Annotated in this window: 22 protein-coding genes; 19 read left to right on the top strand and 3 right to left on the bottom strand. The window is 51.7% G+C overall.

The genetic code is table 11. The features are described from left to right. The first annotated feature begins 40 nt into the window (after positions 1–40). The 3 genes from M6D81_RS11175 to M6D81_RS11185 all read left to right on the top strand — a co-directional run bounded on the left by M6D81_RS11175 (position 41) and on the right by M6D81_RS11185 (position 4850). A complete protein-coding gene (locus M6D81_RS11175) occupies positions 41–2533 on the top strand; it encodes a glycoside hydrolase family 31 protein (RefSeq protein ID WP_262676962.1) in 2493 nt (830 codons plus the stop codon). A 672-nt stretch (positions 2534–3205) separates the two neighbouring features. Continuing rightward, positions 3206–3562 (top strand): HesB/IscA family protein, encoded by a 357-nt coding sequence (locus M6D81_RS11180; RefSeq protein WP_262676963.1) that lies wholly within the window; start codon positions 3206–3208, stop codon positions 3560–3562. A gap of 256 nt (positions 3563–3818) precedes the next feature. Next, complete coding sequence (locus M6D81_RS11185; protein WP_262676964.1) at positions 3819–4850, top strand: tyrosine-type recombinase/integrase; 1032 nt, start codon at positions 3819–3821, stop codon at positions 4848–4850. Positions 4851–4911: 61 nt separating this feature from the next. On the opposite strand, the gene M6D81_RS11190 is transcribed toward M6D81_RS11185, so the two are convergent. Then, positions 4912–5223 (bottom strand): hypothetical protein, encoded by a 312-nt coding sequence (locus M6D81_RS11190; RefSeq protein ID WP_262676965.1) that lies wholly within the window; start codon positions 5221–5223, stop codon positions 4912–4914. Between the two features lie 862 nt (positions 5224–6085). Here M6D81_RS11190 and M6D81_RS11195 point away from each other — a divergent pair. The 8 genes from M6D81_RS11195 (at position 6086) to M6D81_RS11225 (ending at position 9482) form a co-directional block, all read left to right on the top strand. After that, positions 6086–6472 carry a hypothetical protein gene (locus M6D81_RS11195; RefSeq protein ID WP_262676966.1) on the top strand — a complete coding sequence of 129 codons (387 nt, stop codon included), beginning with the start codon at positions 6086–6088 and terminating at the stop codon, positions 6470–6472. After that, positions 6472–6837: a hypothetical protein gene (locus M6D81_RS11200; RefSeq protein ID WP_262676967.1), complete on the top strand. Its 366-nt coding sequence runs from the start codon at positions 6472–6474 to the stop codon at positions 6835–6837. The genes M6D81_RS11195 and M6D81_RS11200 overlap by 1 nt, the downstream gene beginning before the upstream one ends. Next, positions 6834–7118 (top strand): hypothetical protein, encoded by a 285-nt coding sequence (locus M6D81_RS11205; protein ID WP_262676968.1) that lies wholly within the window; start codon positions 6834–6836, stop codon positions 7116–7118. Before M6D81_RS11200 ends, M6D81_RS11205 begins: the two co-directional genes overlap by 4 nt. Beyond that, entirely contained in the window at positions 7105–7302 is a 198-nt protein-coding gene (locus tag M6D81_RS31985; RefSeq protein ID WP_486187831.1) for a DUF7695 domain-containing protein, read from the top strand. The genes M6D81_RS11205 and M6D81_RS31985 overlap by 14 nt, the downstream gene beginning before the upstream one ends. Further along, the gene (locus M6D81_RS11210; protein ID WP_262676969.1) at positions 7303–7614 is read left to right on the top strand and encodes a hypothetical protein; all 312 of its coding nucleotides are present in this window, start codon (positions 7303–7305) and stop codon (positions 7612–7614) included. Continuing rightward, positions 7601–8002, top strand: a complete 402-nt coding sequence (locus tag M6D81_RS11215; protein ID WP_262676970.1) for a hypothetical protein — start codon at positions 7601–7603, stop codon at positions 8000–8002. The genes M6D81_RS11210 and M6D81_RS11215 overlap by 14 nt, the downstream gene beginning before the upstream one ends. Further along, positions 7992–8408 carry a hypothetical protein gene (locus M6D81_RS11220; RefSeq protein WP_262676971.1) on the top strand — a complete coding sequence of 139 codons (417 nt, stop codon included), beginning with the start codon at positions 7992–7994 and terminating at the stop codon, positions 8406–8408. Before M6D81_RS11215 ends, M6D81_RS11220 begins: the two co-directional genes overlap by 11 nt. 216 nt (positions 8409–8624) lie before the next feature. Next, on the top strand, positions 8625–9482 hold the full coding sequence (locus M6D81_RS11225) for a phage antirepressor (protein WP_262676972.1): 858 nt from the start codon (positions 8625–8627) through the stop codon (positions 9480–9482). A gap of 3 nt (positions 9483–9485) precedes the next feature. Here the strand turns inward: M6D81_RS11225 and M6D81_RS31795 are convergent, their stop codons facing one another. Then, entirely contained in the window at positions 9486–9734 is a 249-nt protein-coding gene (locus M6D81_RS31795; protein ID WP_410795721.1) for a helix-turn-helix domain-containing protein, read from the bottom strand. Between the two features lie 494 nt (positions 9735–10228). Between M6D81_RS31795 and M6D81_RS11230 the strand changes: the two genes are divergently transcribed. From M6D81_RS11230 to M6D81_RS11260, 7 genes are all read left to right on the top strand, one after another. Continuing rightward, positions 10229–11119: a hypothetical protein gene (locus tag M6D81_RS11230; RefSeq protein ID WP_262676973.1), complete on the top strand. Its 891-nt coding sequence runs from the start codon at positions 10229–10231 to the stop codon at positions 11117–11119. A gap of 15 nt (positions 11120–11134) precedes the next feature. Further along, positions 11135–11767 carry a hypothetical protein gene (locus M6D81_RS11235; protein WP_262676974.1) on the top strand — a complete coding sequence of 211 codons (633 nt, stop codon included), beginning with the start codon at positions 11135–11137 and terminating at the stop codon, positions 11765–11767. 326 nt (positions 11768–12093) lie between these two features. Then, a complete protein-coding gene (locus M6D81_RS11240) occupies positions 12094–12267 on the top strand; it encodes a hypothetical protein (protein ID WP_262676975.1) in 174 nt (57 codons plus the stop codon). Between the two features lie 147 nt (positions 12268–12414). Then, positions 12415–12597, top strand: a complete 183-nt coding sequence (locus M6D81_RS11245) for a hypothetical protein (RefSeq protein ID WP_262676976.1) — start codon at positions 12415–12417, stop codon at positions 12595–12597. A 43-nt stretch (positions 12598–12640) separates the two neighbouring features. Further along, the gene (locus M6D81_RS11250) at positions 12641–13408 is read left to right on the top strand and encodes a P-loop NTPase family protein (RefSeq protein WP_262676977.1); all 768 of its coding nucleotides are present in this window, start codon (positions 12641–12643) and stop codon (positions 13406–13408) included. Between the two features lie 245 nt (positions 13409–13653). Further along, entirely contained in the window at positions 13654–15015 is a 1362-nt protein-coding gene (locus tag M6D81_RS11255) for a DnaB-like helicase C-terminal domain-containing protein (protein ID WP_262676978.1), read from the top strand. Between the two features lie 15 nt (positions 15016–15030). Then, positions 15031–16023 carry a toprim domain-containing protein gene (locus M6D81_RS11260; RefSeq protein ID WP_262676979.1) on the top strand — a complete coding sequence of 331 codons (993 nt, stop codon included), beginning with the start codon at positions 15031–15033 and terminating at the stop codon, positions 16021–16023. 78 nt (positions 16024–16101) lie between these two features. Here M6D81_RS11260 and M6D81_RS11265 read toward each other — a convergent pair whose 3' ends face one another. Then, positions 16102–16317, bottom strand: coding sequence for a helix-turn-helix domain-containing protein (locus M6D81_RS11265; protein ID WP_262676980.1), 216 nt, complete (start codon positions 16315–16317; stop codon positions 16102–16104). A gap of 96 nt (positions 16318–16413) precedes the next feature. Here M6D81_RS11265 and M6D81_RS11270 point away from each other — a divergent pair, with 96 nt between their 5' ends. After that, on the top strand, positions 16414–17046 hold the full coding sequence (locus tag M6D81_RS11270) for a hypothetical protein (RefSeq protein ID WP_262676981.1): 633 nt from the start codon (positions 16414–16416) through the stop codon (positions 17044–17046). Positions 17047–17472: the final 426 nt, after the last annotated feature.

Below are 17472 nucleotides of genomic sequence, written 5' to 3' on the forward strand. Positions count from 1 at the left end.
CGGCCCGCCTTTTCTATTCACAACAAGGAGGGAACAGCCGATGGAAGGTAGCGCAGCGATTCATCCGGAGAAGATGGGGATGCGAGAAGAGGGGAAAGCGAGACAACAATTGGGGGCGGTCCGTTCGGTGGAGAGAGTGGGGAACGCTTATGTCATCCGGGGGGAGAAAGGCGGCATGGCGCTTGTTTTCCTGAGTGACGAGATCGTCCGCATGAAGGTGCTGCACGGGAAAGAGGCGTTGGCGGCAGTCGTGGCGGGAGGGTTGGACCTGTCGACTACTCCCGGAGTGGTGCCGCAGGATCGGACGGGGGAGGCTGTCGTCGAAGAGACCGACGCAGCCATAGCGTTCGCTACGGATGCCATTAAGCTCGTGCTGGACAAGCGGGACTTCAGCTTCCGGATAGAAGATAAGAGCGGCAAGCAAGTAGTGGAGCAGAAGACGGTAAGCTGGAATGCGCGCGGCGAGCTGACTGCCATGTATGGCATGCCGTCAGATTCGCATTTCTACGGGCTGGGCGAGAAGACCGGCTTCCTGGACAAGCGAGGCGAGCGCTATACGAACTGGAATACCGATGTGTTCGCACCTCACGTGCCGGAGATTGAAGCGTTGTACGAGTCGATTCCGTTAGTCATTCACATGCATAGCGGACTCAGCTGCGGACTGTTCCTGGACAATCCGGGCCGGACCGATGTCGATATGCGCTCGCATTCGACTGAAGCGGCGTTCTCTATGGGATGCTCTACAGGTTCATACGACTTGTACTATATCCACGGGCCGTCCTTGAAGGAGGTCGTCTCCCGCTACACGTCTCTGACGGGCCGTATGGAGCTGCCTCCCAAGTGGGCGCTCGGCTATCATCAGTCGCGCTACAGCTATATGAACCAGCAGGAAGTGCTGGAGCTGGCCCGTATGTTCCGCGAGAAGGCTATTCCTTGCGACGTCATCTATCTGGACATTCATTATATGGATGAGTATCGCGTGTTCACCTTCGATCCCGTCCGCTTCCCCGATCCGGAAGGTATGATGGCGGAGTTGAAGGCGATGGGCATCCGCATCGTGCCGATCGTCGATCCCGGCGTGAAGAAGGACCCCAAGTACCGGATCTACCGGGAAGGCGTGCAGGACAATCACTTTGTCCGCAGGCTGGAGGGGGATATCGCGCTTGGCGAAGTGTGGCCGGGCATCAGTGCATTCCCCGACTTCACGGAGGACCGCACTGCCGAGTGGTGGGGCGAGCAGCATCGTTATTATACGGACCTCGGCATTGCCGGCATATGGAACGATATGAACGAGCCGGCACTGTTCAACGAGAGCAAGACGATGGATCTCGACGCCATGCACGGCAACAACGGCGATCCGAAGACGCATGAAGAGCTGCACAACCTGTACGGTATGCTGATGTCGAAGGCGACGTACGAAGGTCTGGGCAAGCTGCTGGACGGCGAGCGCCCATTCGTGCTTACCCGCGCGGGTTATGCGGGCATCCAGCGTTATGCAGCGGTATGGACGGGAGACAACCGCAGCTTCTGGGAGCATATGGCGATGGCGATGCCGATGGTGCTGAATATGGGGCTGTCCGGTATCCCGTTCGCCGGACCCGACATCGGCGGCTTCGCGCATGACACCTCGGGCGAGCTGCTCGTCCGCTGGACGCAGATGGGTGCGTTCTTCCCGTATTGCCGCAATCACTCCAATCTGGGAACAGTGCGCCAGGAGCCGTGGTCGTTCGGCGGTGAGATCGAAGAGATCGTGCGTCAGTATATTGGTTTACGCTACCGCTTCATGCCGCATCTGTACAATCTGTTCCATGAGGCTGCGGCGACGGGCTTGCCGGTCATGAGACCGCTGCTGCTGGAGTATCCGAATGATCCGGAGGTAACGAACCTGTGCGACCAATTCCTTGTAGGCGAGCATTTGCTTATTGCTCCTGTCTATCGTCCCGGTACGAGTCATCGTGCCGTCTACTTGCCGGAGGGAACGTGGATTGACTTCTGGACGGGCGAGTCTCATATGGGGGGCCGCCATATTCTGGCGCATGCCCCGTTAGAGACGATGCCGATCTATGTAAAGGCTGGTGCAATCGTGCCGGAAGGTCCTCTGGAGCAATATGCGGGGGAAGCAGCGGGACAATCGGCCGGAATGCCGATAACCTTCCATGCGTATGGCGCATCGGTCGATGCCGGATTCGGGGCAGCGTATTCCCTGTATGAGGATGACGGCTCGACTTACGCTTATCGCGAAGGGGCGTATTCACGTCTGGACGTATCGGCTGCAGGCGACGGGAACGGAGTGGAAGTAAGCTGGACGTATGGTGAGAAGGGCTGCGCTTATGCATCCGGTCGCGAGCAGCTTCGCTTCTCTTTCCGCCAGTCGGCCTTCGAGGCTGCCGGAGTGGAGGGGATGGAGAAGATCAGCCCCGAGCAGATGGCGTCCGGCGCCGAGGGATGGCTGGTGAGTGAAGCGGCCGGAGAGCTGATCGTTCAGGTAGCGGATCGGAAGTCTGGTGGAAATATCCGAATTACAGCAAGATAATTGGAAAAAAATTTAAAATGTTATCGAAAAAATTGGAACGAATAACAGCTCTTTCGCGTAGAGAGAGTATGTGAATGTGCATCAGCCGGAAAATGTTTGGCCTGAGAAACCATTACTGTGCGCCCGGCTGGTGCGCTTTTTTTTGTTTTGGGAAGCGGTTGCGGTTGGTTATGAAGCCATGGTGGAGCTTGGAATATGTGCGTACACTTGGTGAGCGTGAAGCTGCAGCCGCTTGAATGCTGTGCGGCTGGTTTTGAGGCTCGGTAGTGTATGTGGCATGCACAAAAGCGGCGGATTGTTGGTTTTGAGGCCTGTTAGTGTATGTGGCATGCACAAAAGCGGCGGATTGTTGGTTTTGAGGCCTGTTAGTGTATGTGGCATGCACAAAAGCGGCGGATTGTTGGTTTTGAGGCTCGATAGTGTATGTGGCATGCACAAAAGCGGCGGATTGTTGGTTTTGAGGCTCGGTAGTGTATGCCACATACTGCATATACTCGAATAAAATAGTAGTAGCTCCTTTTACGCCAGTAGAGCATGAATCCTCGGTTAAAGCGCAGTATCAAAACATCGACTTCGACTGGGTAAGAGGGTGCTTGAGGTAGAGGAGCAAGTGAAGTATACTGTAATTAAGTAAGTGAACTGATGTTTACAGTATGATTGGAGGGATCGAGCATGATCACAATTAGTGAACAAGCTTCCGAGAAGATAAAGGAAATGCTGGAGCAAGAGGCGTCACCTGATTTGTTCCTGCGAGTAGGTGTGAAAGAAGGCGGATGCACCGGCTTTTCTTATAGCATGGGATTCGACGACGAGAATCAGGATGGAGACGAAACCATTGAAGCCGGCGGGCTAAAGGTAGTTGTCGATGCAGAAAGCAAAAAATATCTTTATGGCTTGATCATCGATTGGAAGGAATCTGCCATGGGCGGCGGTTTCACGATTGACAATCCCAACGCTACAGTAACTTGCGGTTGCGGATCATCGTTCCGTACAGCAGCAGCGGCGGGCAAGCCGGATAGTGACTGCTAACGTAATTGCCGTAACCGTGCGGGATTTCGGAGTTTGCATACGTCGCCATTTCCGTTGATTTAGCCGGACGCTTGGCGTAGGCGTGAACGGAGGGAATGACGGTTAGGATTGTTAATTACACGCGAAATTTGCGCGTACACAGCTCCGAAATTGTACGTTAACAATCCCGAAAAGGGCGATTAAGGGTTGTTAATTGCGGGACTGCGGCCTCTCTAACGGTATCTACACGTACCATACCGTTGGGGAGGTTTTTTACATGGCGTTACCAAAAAGGAAGCGGCGCATCGACATGGCTCGTAAGGATTATCCGGAGCTTACGCTTCAGCAAGCGTTGGATATGGTGATCTCCGTTAAAAAAGCGGAGGGGCTTCGCGAAAGGTCGCTACAGGACTACACGAAGGATTTCGGATACTTTACGAAGTGGCTGGCGGAGCATCATCCGGATATTCAATACGTTCACGAATTAAACGCCGGAATTTTTCGTGATCACGTCGCCTGGATGAAGTACGACGCGAAAAGGTACGGCGGGCACAAGTATAACAATAATCGCGACCATGGAACGGGACTGTCCGATACTACGATCAATATTCGGCTACGCGTATTGAAAGCGGTATTCAACCAGCTCGAACGGGACGAGCTTATCGCCGAGAATCCGGTTGCGGCCGTTAAGTTAATCCGGCAGGACGTTGATTTGACGAATTGCCTAACGGACGATGAGGTAAAGGCGATCTTAGCGCAGCCGGACCGTCGGGATTTCGTAGGGTTCCGTGACTACGTAGGTATCGTCTTGTTGCTCGATTCGGGCCTTCGGGTATCCGAATTACTGGGCCTGCGCGTATCCGACGTGGATTTTAAAACGAGGTTTATCGAGCTGCCCGGCGACCGGAGCAAGAACCGCAAGCCACGGCTTGTACCGATATCGGCGCACACGGCAAAACTGCTACTCCAACTTGTGACTGAGAACCGGCGGCATTTTACGATTGACTTCGTATTTTTGTCGGTGAACGGCGAGCCGATCGGGGCGAACCACTTTAATAAACGGCTGAAGCATCACGCCGAGAAAGCGGGCGTCAGCGCTAAAAAGTATACGGCGCACGTTTATCGGCATACATGGGCGAAGAGTATGATACTCAACGGCTGCGACCCATTCACGTTGCAAAAGCTTGGCGGTTGGTCCGATATTCGGACGATGCGGCGTTATATTCAGATGGATACGAAGGAAATGCGAGATAGCCACGATAGCTATTCGCCTGTTAATACGTTGGTTCGAGGATCGACGCGAATATAAAAGAAGCCCCGTACGGGATCAGCCGATAATTGGCCGGTCTTGTACGGGGCTTTTTCTTCGTTTAGTCAACGTTCTTCATCTTATAATCGCTAACTTCGCCGAGCTTAACGTTGGGCTTCGGCGCTTCATACGTATTTGCCGTATGTTCTCCGCTCTTGGAATCGTATATCGCCATACCTGTCGCAATCAATGCCGATATAATCCCTACGCAAATGATTCCTACGCCGCGCACTCCGATAATTATGTAATTGTACGCGTCCCCTCCGACTATCTTTGTCGACATATCATCCGCATCATAGTAAAACATGACGTAGAATCCGGCAATCGCGAAACCGACAGCTGCAATATATAACACGATCATCCACGCTTTCATTCGATTCACCTCCCCGTTCAATTTTACCAGTTTGTCCGAATATTGGCGACCGCAAAATTAATTCTCCTCCCGATGTCCCAATTTCCCGACAACGTGTACTTACTGTAGTAGGTGGCGCAATCCTCCCGTAAATTTCCCGTCAAATTACCGCCCCACCACGTCCAGGCTACGATACCCCTTCCGGCAAAGTCGGACGCCTCTACGAAGGAAAATTTACGGTTATTTTGCGCGAATGTGTGCGAAACGGGTATGTATTACGGTTTATTCAATATAGCCGCAAATAACGTAATCCCGACGTATTCACTCGTATTTGCACTATTTGTATACTGCGGACGGCCCCGTTCAACAATCCCGTTCATTCTACGCCGATTTAAGTGGGACAAAATATGTCCCCTGAAAATCATGGAGAATTAGCCGTCAAAATAGGCGGGTGGCTATCGTAACACTATTTCGATACTAGGACGGCTTACAACGGAAAATCTACGGGTTAAATCACGTGAGGAGGTGGGCGGGTATGGCGGAGATTCGGGCGGGGCCGGAAAAAGGTGGCCGGGGCACGTATTATCTTTTGGGTTAAAACCTTATACGTATCAGATATGTGTATATATCCCGTTATTCAAACATGCTTTTAGTTTGAATGGCGGAAGTATTAATAGAACGTAGTGATATTAATACTTAAGATCTTTTAAGTTCTTTAAGATCTTTAAAAGATTTTATATTATAGCGCTAATTTGCGAAATGTCAAGCGTTATTTTAGCGAAGTCGTAACGTATGTCCAACGCAAACTTAACGAAAACACCCGCGGCCGTCCGAAAAGTTTGCACTATTTTACATCCACTTACGAAAAGGAAGTGACGTATATATGACGAAGAAGAATCCGGAAATCCCCGTAATCCCACGTGATGTTGCGAAAGCATTCGGCTACCTCCGCAGTCAAGGCTACACTAGTTACGGAATTACCGATCATGCCGCAACTGGGAGCGGTGAGATGGCGGTGCTTCTACGATCCATCCCGTTAGATACGCTGATGGCCGCACTCGTCAACGGTTACGAAATCGAACTCACGGCGGAAGAGGAACATCAGAAAGCGCTTGAGAAGGTACGTGACAAATACATGTCAAAGCGAAGTGACGCGAGAAGATACGAGTGGATGTCAGAACGTCTTGCGTCGAAACAGACCGGATTCGCAGACGGTATTCAATACACGCTCAGAACGTTAAATATCGATATCCCGGAGGTGACCGATTAATGACAGCTACCGCTAAAGGCCCGAAAATCATCGCCATCAATGAAACATACGGCTTTACCGTATCCGACCGGGAGTACGCGTTATACCGGCTTATGACGATCGATCCGACGAAATCTCCCGCATATAAACCCGTTGAGGGCGCGCCTGTTCCGGAACCATACGAAGACTGGCGGCCAATCAGCCGGTACTATCCGCTGAAGCCTGCCGGAATGCAATCGATGCTTCTATACGTGACGCACCGGACGGTTAACGATAACTTTGCCGGAACGAACGTGGCTGGGTACCTTGCGGCAATTCAGGCGGAGTTATCACGGCTGAATACGTTGATCAGCGCGGCTATGATTCCGGAGGTGACCGCTGAATGACGGCCGACTTTACGCAATCAGCAACGGAAATACTCCAAACGGTGCAGGCGTATCATGCGGAGCGGCGATCCGAGATGCAAGCGGAGATTGCCCGGTTGAGGACGAACATCTTAGCGATGGGCGATTATGCACGGGAACAAGCGGCGGCCGAGATGTGCGTGACGGGACGGATGACAGGTTATTATCTAGGCCGCGCGGACGTTTACGCAGAGATGGCGATGCGGGCGGATATTGCGTATGGAGCTGCGATAAAGGAGGATACGGCCGATGGCAAAGCTTAAACGGAATGCGGCGCGGTGCTTGTCGTGTGGACGCGTGGTGGAATCGACGTATAGGCACGATTACCGGCAGTGTAAGTGCGGTAAAATCGCGGTCGATGGCGGGTTGGTCTACGTAAAGAGACGCTACCCTGGCGGCGAACCTACCGAACATTTCGAAGAGTTATCCGAATGGGAGGACGAATAGATGACGAATAAATCATACCTCCGCGGATACGAAATCGAGCGGCGGGGCGGCGTGTGGGTATTTTCCGATACAGGCGGGCCGACGGCGGGAACATACGAAAGTAGGCCGTGTGGACACTGCGGAAAATGGAATACGGCAGAGGGACATGACGGTTGTCTCGGCACGCTGCCCGGAGTTATGAACGCTTGCTGTGGTCACGGTCAGGCAGCGGATGCGTACGTTCAATTCCCGTGTGGCGTTAGTGTTCGCGGTAGGGATGCGGTAAAAATACAACGGATTATGAGGGGGTGGGCCGTAGATGACGAAGAGTAACGGATCTGAACGTAATTGGGCGGCAGATCGGGCGGTATGTGATGCGGCGACGGGCGGACCAGGCGTTTGGAAGGCGGATGGCAAAACGGTAATGTACTTCGATTACGATGACGGCGACTGGTACCCGCTATTCTACGGCGAGTTAGATACGAAGGAGGAAGCCCGTTTCATCGCGGAAGCCCATACCGGCTGGCCCGCGGCATTGGATCGGATCAGCGAACTAGAGGCGGAGAATAGGCAACTTCGTCTCGATGTGTACGATGCAGAAACGTGGGCGGCCGAAGTAGACGAAATGGTAACCGAAATATTAGACGATCACGATTGTTCACTATCTACGCGGGAGATTATTGAAAAATATTACGAGGAGGAATCGGACGATGACGAGTAAACGTAAAGGTGGCGGCCGAATAACGAAAACTGAGCGGATGAATTGGCGCACACTTCCGGCCGAACACTGGAACACGTTGACGTTTACGGAGTATTTCCGTGACAAGAACCGTGAGCTTTACGGTGTTGAATACGCGCCGTTACGCAACTGGCGATTTGAACAGGGCGTAATCAAGCGGGCGCTGGACGAATACGGGCCGGAAATCCTCCGTGCCGCCTTCGACGAGTGCTTCAATGGCTATCGGCCGACGCGGGCGTATCCGATTCTAACGGCTGGCTTCGCGGTGGCGTATCGGATTAATTCGATAGTTCCGAGGTTGCTGTCGGAGAAAGCCGATGCTGAACGGAGGGAATCGGAGAAGGCGGCCACGCCCGTTAATGCCGCGGAGTTGAAGGCGATATGGTAGGCGGCGGGCAGATCACGGCCAAGTTTGTGCGGGTAAACTGTGAATGTCACGGCGGCGACGGGTACCACTTCGTTGATCTTTTCGATCCGAAATGGAACGATAGAAAGCTCGGATTTTATACGTGTGACTCGTGTAATAGTCCGCTAGTTGTGCGCGGAGATGATGGACGGTTTTATTTCGTAGGTGACGAAATCAAATAAACGGAGGTAATGCGGAATGAATCAACTATTCAAATACGGTGAAAACGAAGTCAGAACGGTGATGGTCGAGGGAAAAAGCGAAGCCGAGCCGTGGTTTGTTGCGAAGGATGTAGCTGAAATTTTAGGATACCGAATGGCTAGTGACATGACGAGGAATCTGGATGATGACGAAAAGGGTACGCAGAATGTGCGTACCGTTGCTGGCGAACAATCCGTTACCGTGATTAACGAGTCTGGCCTATACTCTGCAATTATTTCCAGCCGCAAGCCGGAAGCCCGCGCATTTAAACGGTGGGTCACGTCCGAAGTCCTCCCGGCAATACGTAAGCACGGCGGATACCTGACGCCGGAGAAAGTGGAAGAGGCGCTGCTTAACCCGGATACGATTATCCAGTTGGCGACGCAGCTTAAAACGGAGCGCGCGGAAAGGCAGCGGCTAGAAATGGTCACGGCGGAACAAGCGCCGAAAGTGAACTACTACGATCAAATACTAGCGTCAGAAGGTACGTTACTTGTTTCGCAAATTGCGAAGGATTACGGATTGACCGCGCAAGAACTTAATCTCGTACTGAAAGCGGAGGGCGTCCAATATAAACGCGGAAATCAATGGCTGCTTACGGCTGCTTACGCGCGACAAGGATATACGGATTCGCAGACGATGTTAATTGACGAGACAATATCCGTTATGAATACGAAATGGACGCAGGCTGGACGGATATTCATTCACCGGCTGCTAGCGAGTAAGGGGATACGGCCGGAGACGGGACCGGACGCTATCGGAGCGGAGTATTTGCGGACGGTCAAACAAGCGGAAGCCGACCGCAAAAATGGTAAGAAAAAGCGGAGTGTGAACGTACTTGTCCGTGTGAAATGACGTTTAAAGAAGCTCGTCAGCGCGGTATTTCATGGGACGTCCGTTTTCGTCAACGAATTCGACGACGTCCTCTATGCCGCAATTAAGGTAGTTGCATATTACGGCAATAGTTTCCATGGCTACGAAACGATCTTGGTTAATGGCAGAAGCTGTAGAACGGGAGACTCCCATTTCTTTGTATAAGGATGAGGGTTTCATGTCACGGTCTACTAGTATTTTTCGCAACGGTTTATAACTTGGTTTTAGTCTCATAGCGCACCTACTTATCTATCTTGGGATGGTTTTATTTTAACACATGGACGGTGACTTTAGACATTTTGAATGAGAACTCACAAAAAGTGATTGACAACACATGCAAATAGAGTTAGTATTACGTCATAAGGTTAACGAAGACACACGAACGACACGAAATACACCACGCAACAAGCCGGACGATCTCCGGTCCTCACCACGCAGTACATACCGCAAGCCAACGACCAGCCCCGCAGACATCCCCGTCTATGCTGATCGGAAGCTTAACCACGCAAGATACCCTCCGCTTAAAATGTTACAGAGGTATACGTGCCCCTCACGTATCTCTGACGACAGCTTGACGTACCTCTTACGTTAAGCAGCGCAGGGCTATCTTGCGTGTTTTCGTAGTATAGGCCGAAAGGCTGACGGTAAATTGAGGGTAAAATGGGTATGTACAAGCGCCTTGTACGTATGTATAATGAGAACAAATGTTCGCAAAGGGGTTGACAAATATGACCACGGAGTTGACAACGTTCGACTACGGGCAGCTCGACGGCAAGACGGCGGACTTCCTTAGGACGAAAGAACGTAACATGCGGGAAATTGTTGGCCGGGCATACACGGAGCTTGGTCGGGAATTGAAAGAAGCGCAAGATGCACTAGCAGGAAGCCGATATGACGGTGTATTCGTAAAATGGATAGAGTCTCTCGGATATAGTACGCAGCAAGTATATCGACTTATGCAAAGGTATGCCGCTTTAACAAATTGTGAAAACGGAGAGCAGCGACAGTTACTCGAAGACTTACCCGTATCCCTATCGTACGAAATCGCCGCCCCGTCCGCCGAGAAATCCGAACCAAAACGTCAAGCGAAAGCGGCCGTACTTAACGGCGACATTACGACGCTGAAAGAGTACCGCGAACTGGTGGCGAAGTTGGGGACGGAGGAAAAAGCCCGCAAGGAAGCCGAAGCACGGGCGGACGCCGCTGCCGAAACGAATCACGCGTTAATGGATACGCTCGAATCGTTAAAGTCCGTTCCACCACGTATCGAAGTCCAGCGTGAAGTCTACGCCGACCCAACGCTGGCTGACCGGTTAGCCCGATACGAAGCCAGGTTCGGGGATATTGACGGGGAGGTGACGGAGCGGATTACGAATCATACCGAAGTAGATGGCGCGGCGTCGGCCTTTTCAGACGATGTGCAGACGTTACTTTTACGGTATGCGCACCTGACAACGTACCGGTCAACATTTACCGGACTGTCCGACGAATCTTACGACGAATACCGGACAAGCTTGGACGCGCTGAAGGATTTTGTCAACGGAATGGAACGCGTCATGAGCGCGACGCCGAAGGGAAAAGCGGTAATCATCGATATTAACGAATATAAAGCCAATTAAAGGGAGGAACTAACGATGAGTTTGATTATGGGGCTGTATCAAAGTGACAAAACCGGCAACTACAGTCTGAGCTTCGGTAAGAACGGTAAGCAGGCATTCGAGATGTTCGTCCAAATTGCTCAAGGTATCGCAGAGAGCGGACAGTTACATATTGAATCGCCGGAGCCGACGAAACCACTAACAGTACCGACGTCATCAACAGCGACATTAAGACAGGCGAAGCGTTCCGGTAATATTGAAGAGCGCGTACAGGTAACGTTAAACAAGCCATCATCTACCGAGGACGCCGTGCGAGAGATGAAGCTCCGTGAACACGAACGTCGCCGTAAAGACATGAGCGATTTACAACAGAAGCACAGCGACCAACGGGCGGAAATCGTCGAAGCAGTAACCGAACTCGCTAAAATGACGTATGGAGATGCCGTAACCGCTCAAATGATTAGTTCATTCTATACGGAGATTTATAAGGAATTGGCGCAAGAATACGGAGATATCATCCCGAAAGGGAAGCGCAATTATGTTGATATAGGCGAGTACCAGGAGTCGCGGCTTAACGCAATGATATACGAAGATAAGGGGGATATAATGCTTAGGCACGTTAACAGGCGGATACGCGGTGAGAGTAATCGTGCTTTAAGATTAGTGTAGTCCGACGGTTCAACGATAGACGGGTTGCGCCCCGTCTACGTATTCCCGCAGCGATTACGTTAAGAGCTTGATAATTTCGGTCGCAACGGATGGTCCGCAGAAGGAACATACCAGAGCTATTATCACGCTCTCGGAAATACGGAGTTTGAAACCTTTTCCCGTTTTGAACTCCATCATATCACCTACTTTCGGCTTGTACTATTATGAGGGTAATAGGCATCTACTCCCACGTAGCATCTGCAACAAGCGTCAAGGTATTTCATATTTTACCATATTTAGTATGGTTAACATAGATGGAACGTATGCTCTATTAAGGAGGCGACGAAATGAAACAAACGCAATCACTCGCAGCCCGCATCGCAACCGGCCGTCATTTGCTCCGTGTCAAACGGCTCGGACTCGCGGATTCAATCGGCGGATTTAACGAATGGATATCGCTATGCGGATATACACGGCAGCAGGCGGATAGACTTATGCGGCTGGCGGAGATGACGATATGAATCGTAAACGCACATTCGACCGCATCCGGTATTATGCCCGGAAATCGGCCGCATATAGCCGAAACCGCGCGGAGGGGAACGCAATCCCCTCTACCCGGTTCGCGCGGCTCATGGCGTATAAATCAGCGGTAAGGAGGTTAGCGGAAAATGAACGGATTAAGCGAGACTGGTTACAACGCTAAAGTAGCGGACTACATCGGCAATCCCGGACGGCTGCTGCTGACGTTGGCGGATATGGCGGAAGGGAACGAAAAACTACGCCGCGTGTGGTTGGCGAATTACTGCCGGGTGACCGACGAGAGGAAACGGAGGAATCAAATGTTTAATTGAAGCAATAGGTTAATTTTACTAAAATAATCTCAGGAGGCTGTCGATGTTCGAACTTACACATTCATCGAGATGTATCTTACGCAAGCCCTGCGGATCGGCCGGAAGCGACCAATGCAATCGGTTCTGCTCGTCATATATCGCAATACACGGCATCGGCGGTGACGGCGGCCGGAACGGTGCGGCGTGCATTCCCGAAGAGTACCGGCTGTTGACGCTCGATAGCAGTCCGGCCCGCGGCGGCCAGCCCGAAGTTTATACGGCCTTGTCCGATTACGTTGCGACATTTGTACGCCAGTTTGATCCGGACGGCCCCGCCATCAAATCGCTATATCTATACAGCCGCGAACCAGGCACCGGCAAAACGACGACGGCGGCCGCGCTGCTTAACGAGTATCTGACCGCTTATTATATCGGATCGGTATCACGGAAACGGAACGTTTCTGAACGGCCAATCTACTTCGTCGACGTCAACGAGTGGCAAACGGATTACAACGCCTTTAACCGGCCACGCGTGCCGGAATCGATCGCCGCGTCAGCCGCCGAGCGGTACTATTTGACGCAGCGGATTGGGATGTCGGCCTCGTACGTCGTGCTTGACGATATCGGAGTACGCGATGCGTCCGAAGCATTCCGGGCGGATTTGCATACGCTGATTAACGCGCGAATCAAGGACGGGCTACCAACGATATACACGTCAAATATCGCCATGTCCGAGATGGAGACGCTGTTCGACCGGCGGCTTGCGGATCGGATTCGGGACATGACGCTAGAGCTGGCGTTTGGCGGCGAGAGTAAACGGGGGATTCGATAAACTGCGAAAAACGGCGTATGAGAGAGGATGAGCGAGATTATAACAGAAAATTCGTAAGGGGGTGTTCGGGAATAACGGAAAGCATGAAACATAATAAATATACGGAAATCGAAATTGCGAAAAACGGAGGAAACGAGAGCAATTCGAAGGGAAATAAAATTATTTCCCTTTTATTATTAGAGACTATCGAATCGCGAAAATGCCCGAATATGGCGATTGAAATATTTACCGGAGGTGACGCATAATTGAGCGCAGAGGAATCATTACTCTCGAAAGTGGTCGATAACAACGATGTCTTAGCGCTGGATCGTTTCGGTATCCGCGCGGAACACTTCGAATCGACCGTAGGCAAAGCGGCCGAGTCGTTTATCCGGCGGTACGCGGCCGAGAACAAAGGACAGGCTCCTTCTTACGCTACGCTCGTCGCCAATGTGCCGGACTTTACGTACATACCGGCGGTGACGGACAGCTACGAATACCTTACCCGCAAGCTGAAAGAAACGTGGGGGAAGCGTGAGATTGCGCAGTTCTTCGGGTCCGGCGAGATTAACGCGATGTTCGGCGAGATCGGCAAGACGTCGGATATCGAAGGGTTTTTCGGAGAACTGACGAAGAAACTGGCCGAAATAACGGTAAAGTCCGGTATCCGTAAATCCGTAGGTATCGACCTGTCTGCGGCCGCCGAACGGTTCATGACCGAATACCGCGCGCGGAAGGATGGCCGCTCGTTCAAAATTTGGCCGTCGAAATTTCCGGGAGTCAATGCGGCGGCGGGCGGCGGTTATTACAGCGGAAATATGTACACGTGGTTCGCGCGGTCGGGCCGGGGCAAGTCGGTCATAACGTTGGAGGAAGCGATCGAAGCGGCGATTCACGGGGCGACCGTGCTAATTTGGACGATGGAGATGATACTGTACCAGGTTATGGCGCGCGCTTATACGTCAATCAGCGGGCGGCAAGGTATATTCAACGCCAATATCGACGGCATCGATTACGACGCAGGCTTCGATAACCGGGCGATGCTTTCCGGGAAGCTAACGGAAGAGACGGAAGCGCAGCTCGAAACGTTCGTTAATTCCGTCAATTCCGCAATCGAGGGGCGTATTATCGTTCGCGCCGTCGACGATCCCGATTTCCGCGACCGCAGCCTTCGCCAGTTGGAAGCCGATATTCGAGAAGTGGGAGCGGACGTTGTCGTTATCGATCCGATCTATTATATGGATTACGAGGCGAACACGTCGAAAACGGCGGGCGGCGATGTTGCGGCAACGTCCAAAGGCCTCCGTCGATTGGCGGGCGCAACGAATACGGTCATCCACATTATTACCCAGGCGGATGAGGACACGTCCGAAAAAGACGGCGACGAACGCGAGCTGAAACCGCCGGTCCGGGCCGAAGTGAAGAAAACGAAAGCCGTACTCGAAGATGCGTCGCTACTTTTCGCATTCGATTCGCTGGCGCACGAAGGCCGAGGCATGATCGCGTTGCGGAAAGGACGGGACGGCGGGGAGGATACGCGGATCGAGATCGTATACCTTCCGAATTTCGGCATCGTAAGGGAACCGGTTGCCGAGGATATGGCGGCGAAGTTCGTCGGGAATTTTTAGCAGAGAGGTGACGTCATGATAACGATGCGCTGTTCAGACGGAGTCGAAACGGAACTCCCTGTCGATATCCGCGCCGAACTTGCGGAGCATGAATGGACGTCCGTAACCTGGACGGATAATAAACTCGTCGCAGCCAGTCCGTTCCGATACGAGCGGCATCCGAGTTTTGCCGTTATACTCGAACACGGCGGATGGCGTGACTATGGCGCGACCGATTCGGATTGGCAGTCCGGAAGCTTCGTGCGGTTACTTTCGTTCTTACGGCGGGAGACGGTCGAGGAAACGGCCGAGTATTTAGCGGTGAAGTACGGTGATAATGCGGATGGATCAGACGCCGACATTACGCTGAAGGTTCCGAAACTGCTGGCGGACAAGCCGAAAGTATATCGAATAGGCAACGACGCAAGCGAAGCCGACATACTCGATCAGTACCGCTGGCGATCACCGTATCTTGGCCGCCGGGGGATAACGGAGCCTGTCCAGCAGCTTATGCGGATCGGGTACGATAAGCGTACAAAGGCCGTTACAATTCCGTGGTTTAATCTTGACGGATCGCTCGGTAACGTCAAATACCGTAAAGTGTCGGGAAAGGCGTTTTGGTATGCGAAAAATGCCCGTCCAATCCGCGAAATGCTCTACGGTATCAATATCGTGTATGGCCGCCGGATAACGAAGGTTGCTATCGTAGAGGGCGAAGTAGATGCGTTAACGCTTATGACACACGGAATATTTGCGATTGCGACCGGCGGGACGGCGTTCACGGCGGCGAAGGCGGAATTAATATTACGTAGCCCGATCGAAGAGTTAACGATATATCGGGACAACGACGGGCCGGGCCGCGCTTGGCGGAATCGGATCGTGGACGAACTGGCCGGAAAGATTGACGTGCGGCTGGCGTTGGTACCGGCGCGATTCGGGAAGGACGTTAACGAGGCCGTAATGAACGGATGGGACGTGTGCAGCGGGAGAAGTCGGAAATGTCGAAATATATCGATTAATTTACGTTGATGTCGGAATGCGCAGCGTTTACAATGGAAAGGCACCGTTTGTTTCTAACAAAGCGTAGAACTTCGCCCGGCCGAGCGCTCATTCCGATGACCACTCGTACAATTCGCGGGGATTTACGTTAAGCGCATCCGCAAGCATAACGGCGGTCGCGAGCGACATACGCATTCGGCGGCCAGTCGTGTAGAACGAGATTTCCCGTTCGTCGACGCCTGACTTTTCCGCAAGCTGGCGCTGTGTCCAGCCGTACTTTTCGAGTAAGTCCGGAATGGCGCAACGACGCGGTTGAATGCGCATCGGTGCCCCTCCGAAAAAAATATTAAATTATTTCTAGCAAAAGTGTGCGAAACATAGGTGTCTTACGGTTTAATTAATATAAGGAGATGATAACTGTTGTATGAACCAAAACTGAATATTCTATACTTGAAGTACAGAAGAGGCGATGCATCTTTTGCTGAAGTTTATAAAGCAGCCGAAAGGCAACGAAAAGTCACATGTCACGTCGTTAAAAAGTACTTTGGATTCGATGAAGCAGACGCACTCGCACTGTTCGACGATACAATAATGGACTTGTTGCATCAAGAGAAAGTACATAAGAACTTTGAAGCATTGTTGAATAGCAGATTAAAATCTAGGAGGATCGATCTTCTACGAAAAGGTAATGGACTACGAAAGGTAGAGTCTCTAAACGCAATAGTAGAGATAGCTGAAAGCAAAGGAGCTGCAACTCCTGATGCTTTACGTAGCGATTTCGACCTAGAATCCGAAGTTATACAAATAGATACGATTAGAAATAGGAAAGCCGACCACCTGCAAGTGATCGACTTCCTCCGGGACTGCAATCCCGACGCAACGACGACTGCAATCGTCGAAGCAATGTTAAGTGCGCCAGCCAGCGCTTCCGATAACGCAATCGCGAAAAGTATCGGGATGCATCATCAGACCGTTAAACGTAAGTTGACCGCATTGTCACGTTATTACGACGCTAATCGTTTCGGTGATTACCACGATTACCTTGCCGTTTAACAATTCAAGTATAACATATCCGCAGTCATACGCTAAATGAGTATATTTTAACGGTTTCAATCCACGCTCCCGGCGCTTAGGCATTGCGTCGGGTGATAGGACCCCCGTTAACTGCGGTCGATGTTGTTGGTTATTCCTTACAATTACAGTTTCTACTATAACGTAGAATTTTATACGTGTCAATACGATTGACGGTCATTTATGGTGTTTTAGTAGCGTTGTCACACGATATTCAATTTTAACGAAGTCGAACGGAGGTTTAACGATGTCTAACGAAGCTTTACGTAACTATATACGAGCTAATAACGCGCCGGTTTCGAATAATTCCGAAATTCTTCAGAATATTTTTCGCTATGAGGGTCGGCCCGATCCGAACGAAGATGCAGCCGATTATATGGCGGTCCCACCCGAAAAGGCGGTGAGGTT

It is taken from the genome of Paenibacillus sp. J5C2022, assembly GCF_025567625.1.
Classification (GTDB): domain Bacteria; phylum Bacillota; class Bacilli; order Paenibacillales; family Paenibacillaceae; genus Pristimantibacillus.

Excerpts from the sequence above, each read along its gene's own strand:
- M6D81_RS11210 (WP_262676969.1), top strand. The coding sequence starts at position 7,303 with ATGACGAATAAATCATACCTCCGCGGATACGAAATCGAGCGGCGGGGC.
- M6D81_RS11240 (WP_262676975.1), top strand. The coding sequence starts at position 12,094 with ATGAAACAAACGCAATCACTCGCAGCCCGCATCGCAACCGGCCGTCAT.
- M6D81_RS11235 (WP_262676974.1), top strand. The coding sequence starts at position 11,135 with ATGAGTTTGATTATGGGGCTGTATCAAAGTGACAAAACCGGCAACTAC.
- M6D81_RS11265 (WP_262676980.1), bottom strand. The coding sequence starts at position 16,317 with ATGCGCATTCAACCGCGTCGTTGCGCCATTCCGGACTTACTCGAAAAG.
- M6D81_RS11195 (WP_262676966.1), top strand. The coding sequence starts at position 6,086 with ATGACGAAGAAGAATCCGGAAATCCCCGTAATCCCACGTGATGTTGCG.
- M6D81_RS31795 (WP_410795721.1), bottom strand. The coding sequence starts at position 9,734 with ATGAGACTAAAACCAAGTTATAAACCGTTGCGAAAAATACTAGTAGAC.
- M6D81_RS11225 (WP_262676972.1), top strand. The coding sequence starts at position 8,625 with ATGAATCAACTATTCAAATACGGTGAAAACGAAGTCAGAACGGTGATG.
- M6D81_RS11250 (WP_262676977.1), top strand. The coding sequence starts at position 12,641 with ATGTTCGAACTTACACATTCATCGAGATGTATCTTACGCAAGCCCTGC.
- M6D81_RS11230 (WP_262676973.1), top strand. The coding sequence starts at position 10,229 with ATGACCACGGAGTTGACAACGTTCGACTACGGGCAGCTCGACGGCAAG.
- M6D81_RS11185 (WP_262676964.1), top strand. The coding sequence starts at position 3,819 with ATGGCGTTACCAAAAAGGAAGCGGCGCATCGACATGGCTCGTAAGGAT.
- M6D81_RS11245 (WP_262676976.1), top strand. The coding sequence starts at position 12,415 with ATGAACGGATTAAGCGAGACTGGTTACAACGCTAAAGTAGCGGACTAC.
- M6D81_RS11215 (WP_262676970.1), top strand. The coding sequence starts at position 7,601 with ATGACGAAGAGTAACGGATCTGAACGTAATTGGGCGGCAGATCGGGCG.
- M6D81_RS11175 (WP_262676962.1), top strand. The coding sequence starts at position 41 with ATGGAAGGTAGCGCAGCGATTCATCCGGAGAAGATGGGGATGCGAGAA.
- M6D81_RS11180 (WP_262676963.1), top strand. The coding sequence starts at position 3,206 with ATGATCACAATTAGTGAACAAGCTTCCGAGAAGATAAAGGAAATGCTG.
- M6D81_RS31985 (WP_486187831.1), top strand. The coding sequence starts at position 7,105 with ATGGCAAAGCTTAAACGGAATGCGGCGCGGTGCTTGTCGTGTGGACGC.
- M6D81_RS11260 (WP_262676979.1), top strand. The coding sequence starts at position 15,031 with ATGATAACGATGCGCTGTTCAGACGGAGTCGAAACGGAACTCCCTGTC.
- M6D81_RS11205 (WP_262676968.1), top strand. The coding sequence starts at position 6,834 with ATGACGGCCGACTTTACGCAATCAGCAACGGAAATACTCCAAACGGTG.
- M6D81_RS11200 (WP_262676967.1), top strand. The coding sequence starts at position 6,472 with ATGACAGCTACCGCTAAAGGCCCGAAAATCATCGCCATCAATGAAACA.
- M6D81_RS11220 (WP_262676971.1), top strand. The coding sequence starts at position 7,992 with ATGACGAGTAAACGTAAAGGTGGCGGCCGAATAACGAAAACTGAGCGG.
- M6D81_RS11190 (WP_262676965.1), bottom strand. The coding sequence starts at position 5,223 with ATGAAAGCGTGGATGATCGTGTTATATATTGCAGCTGTCGGTTTCGCG.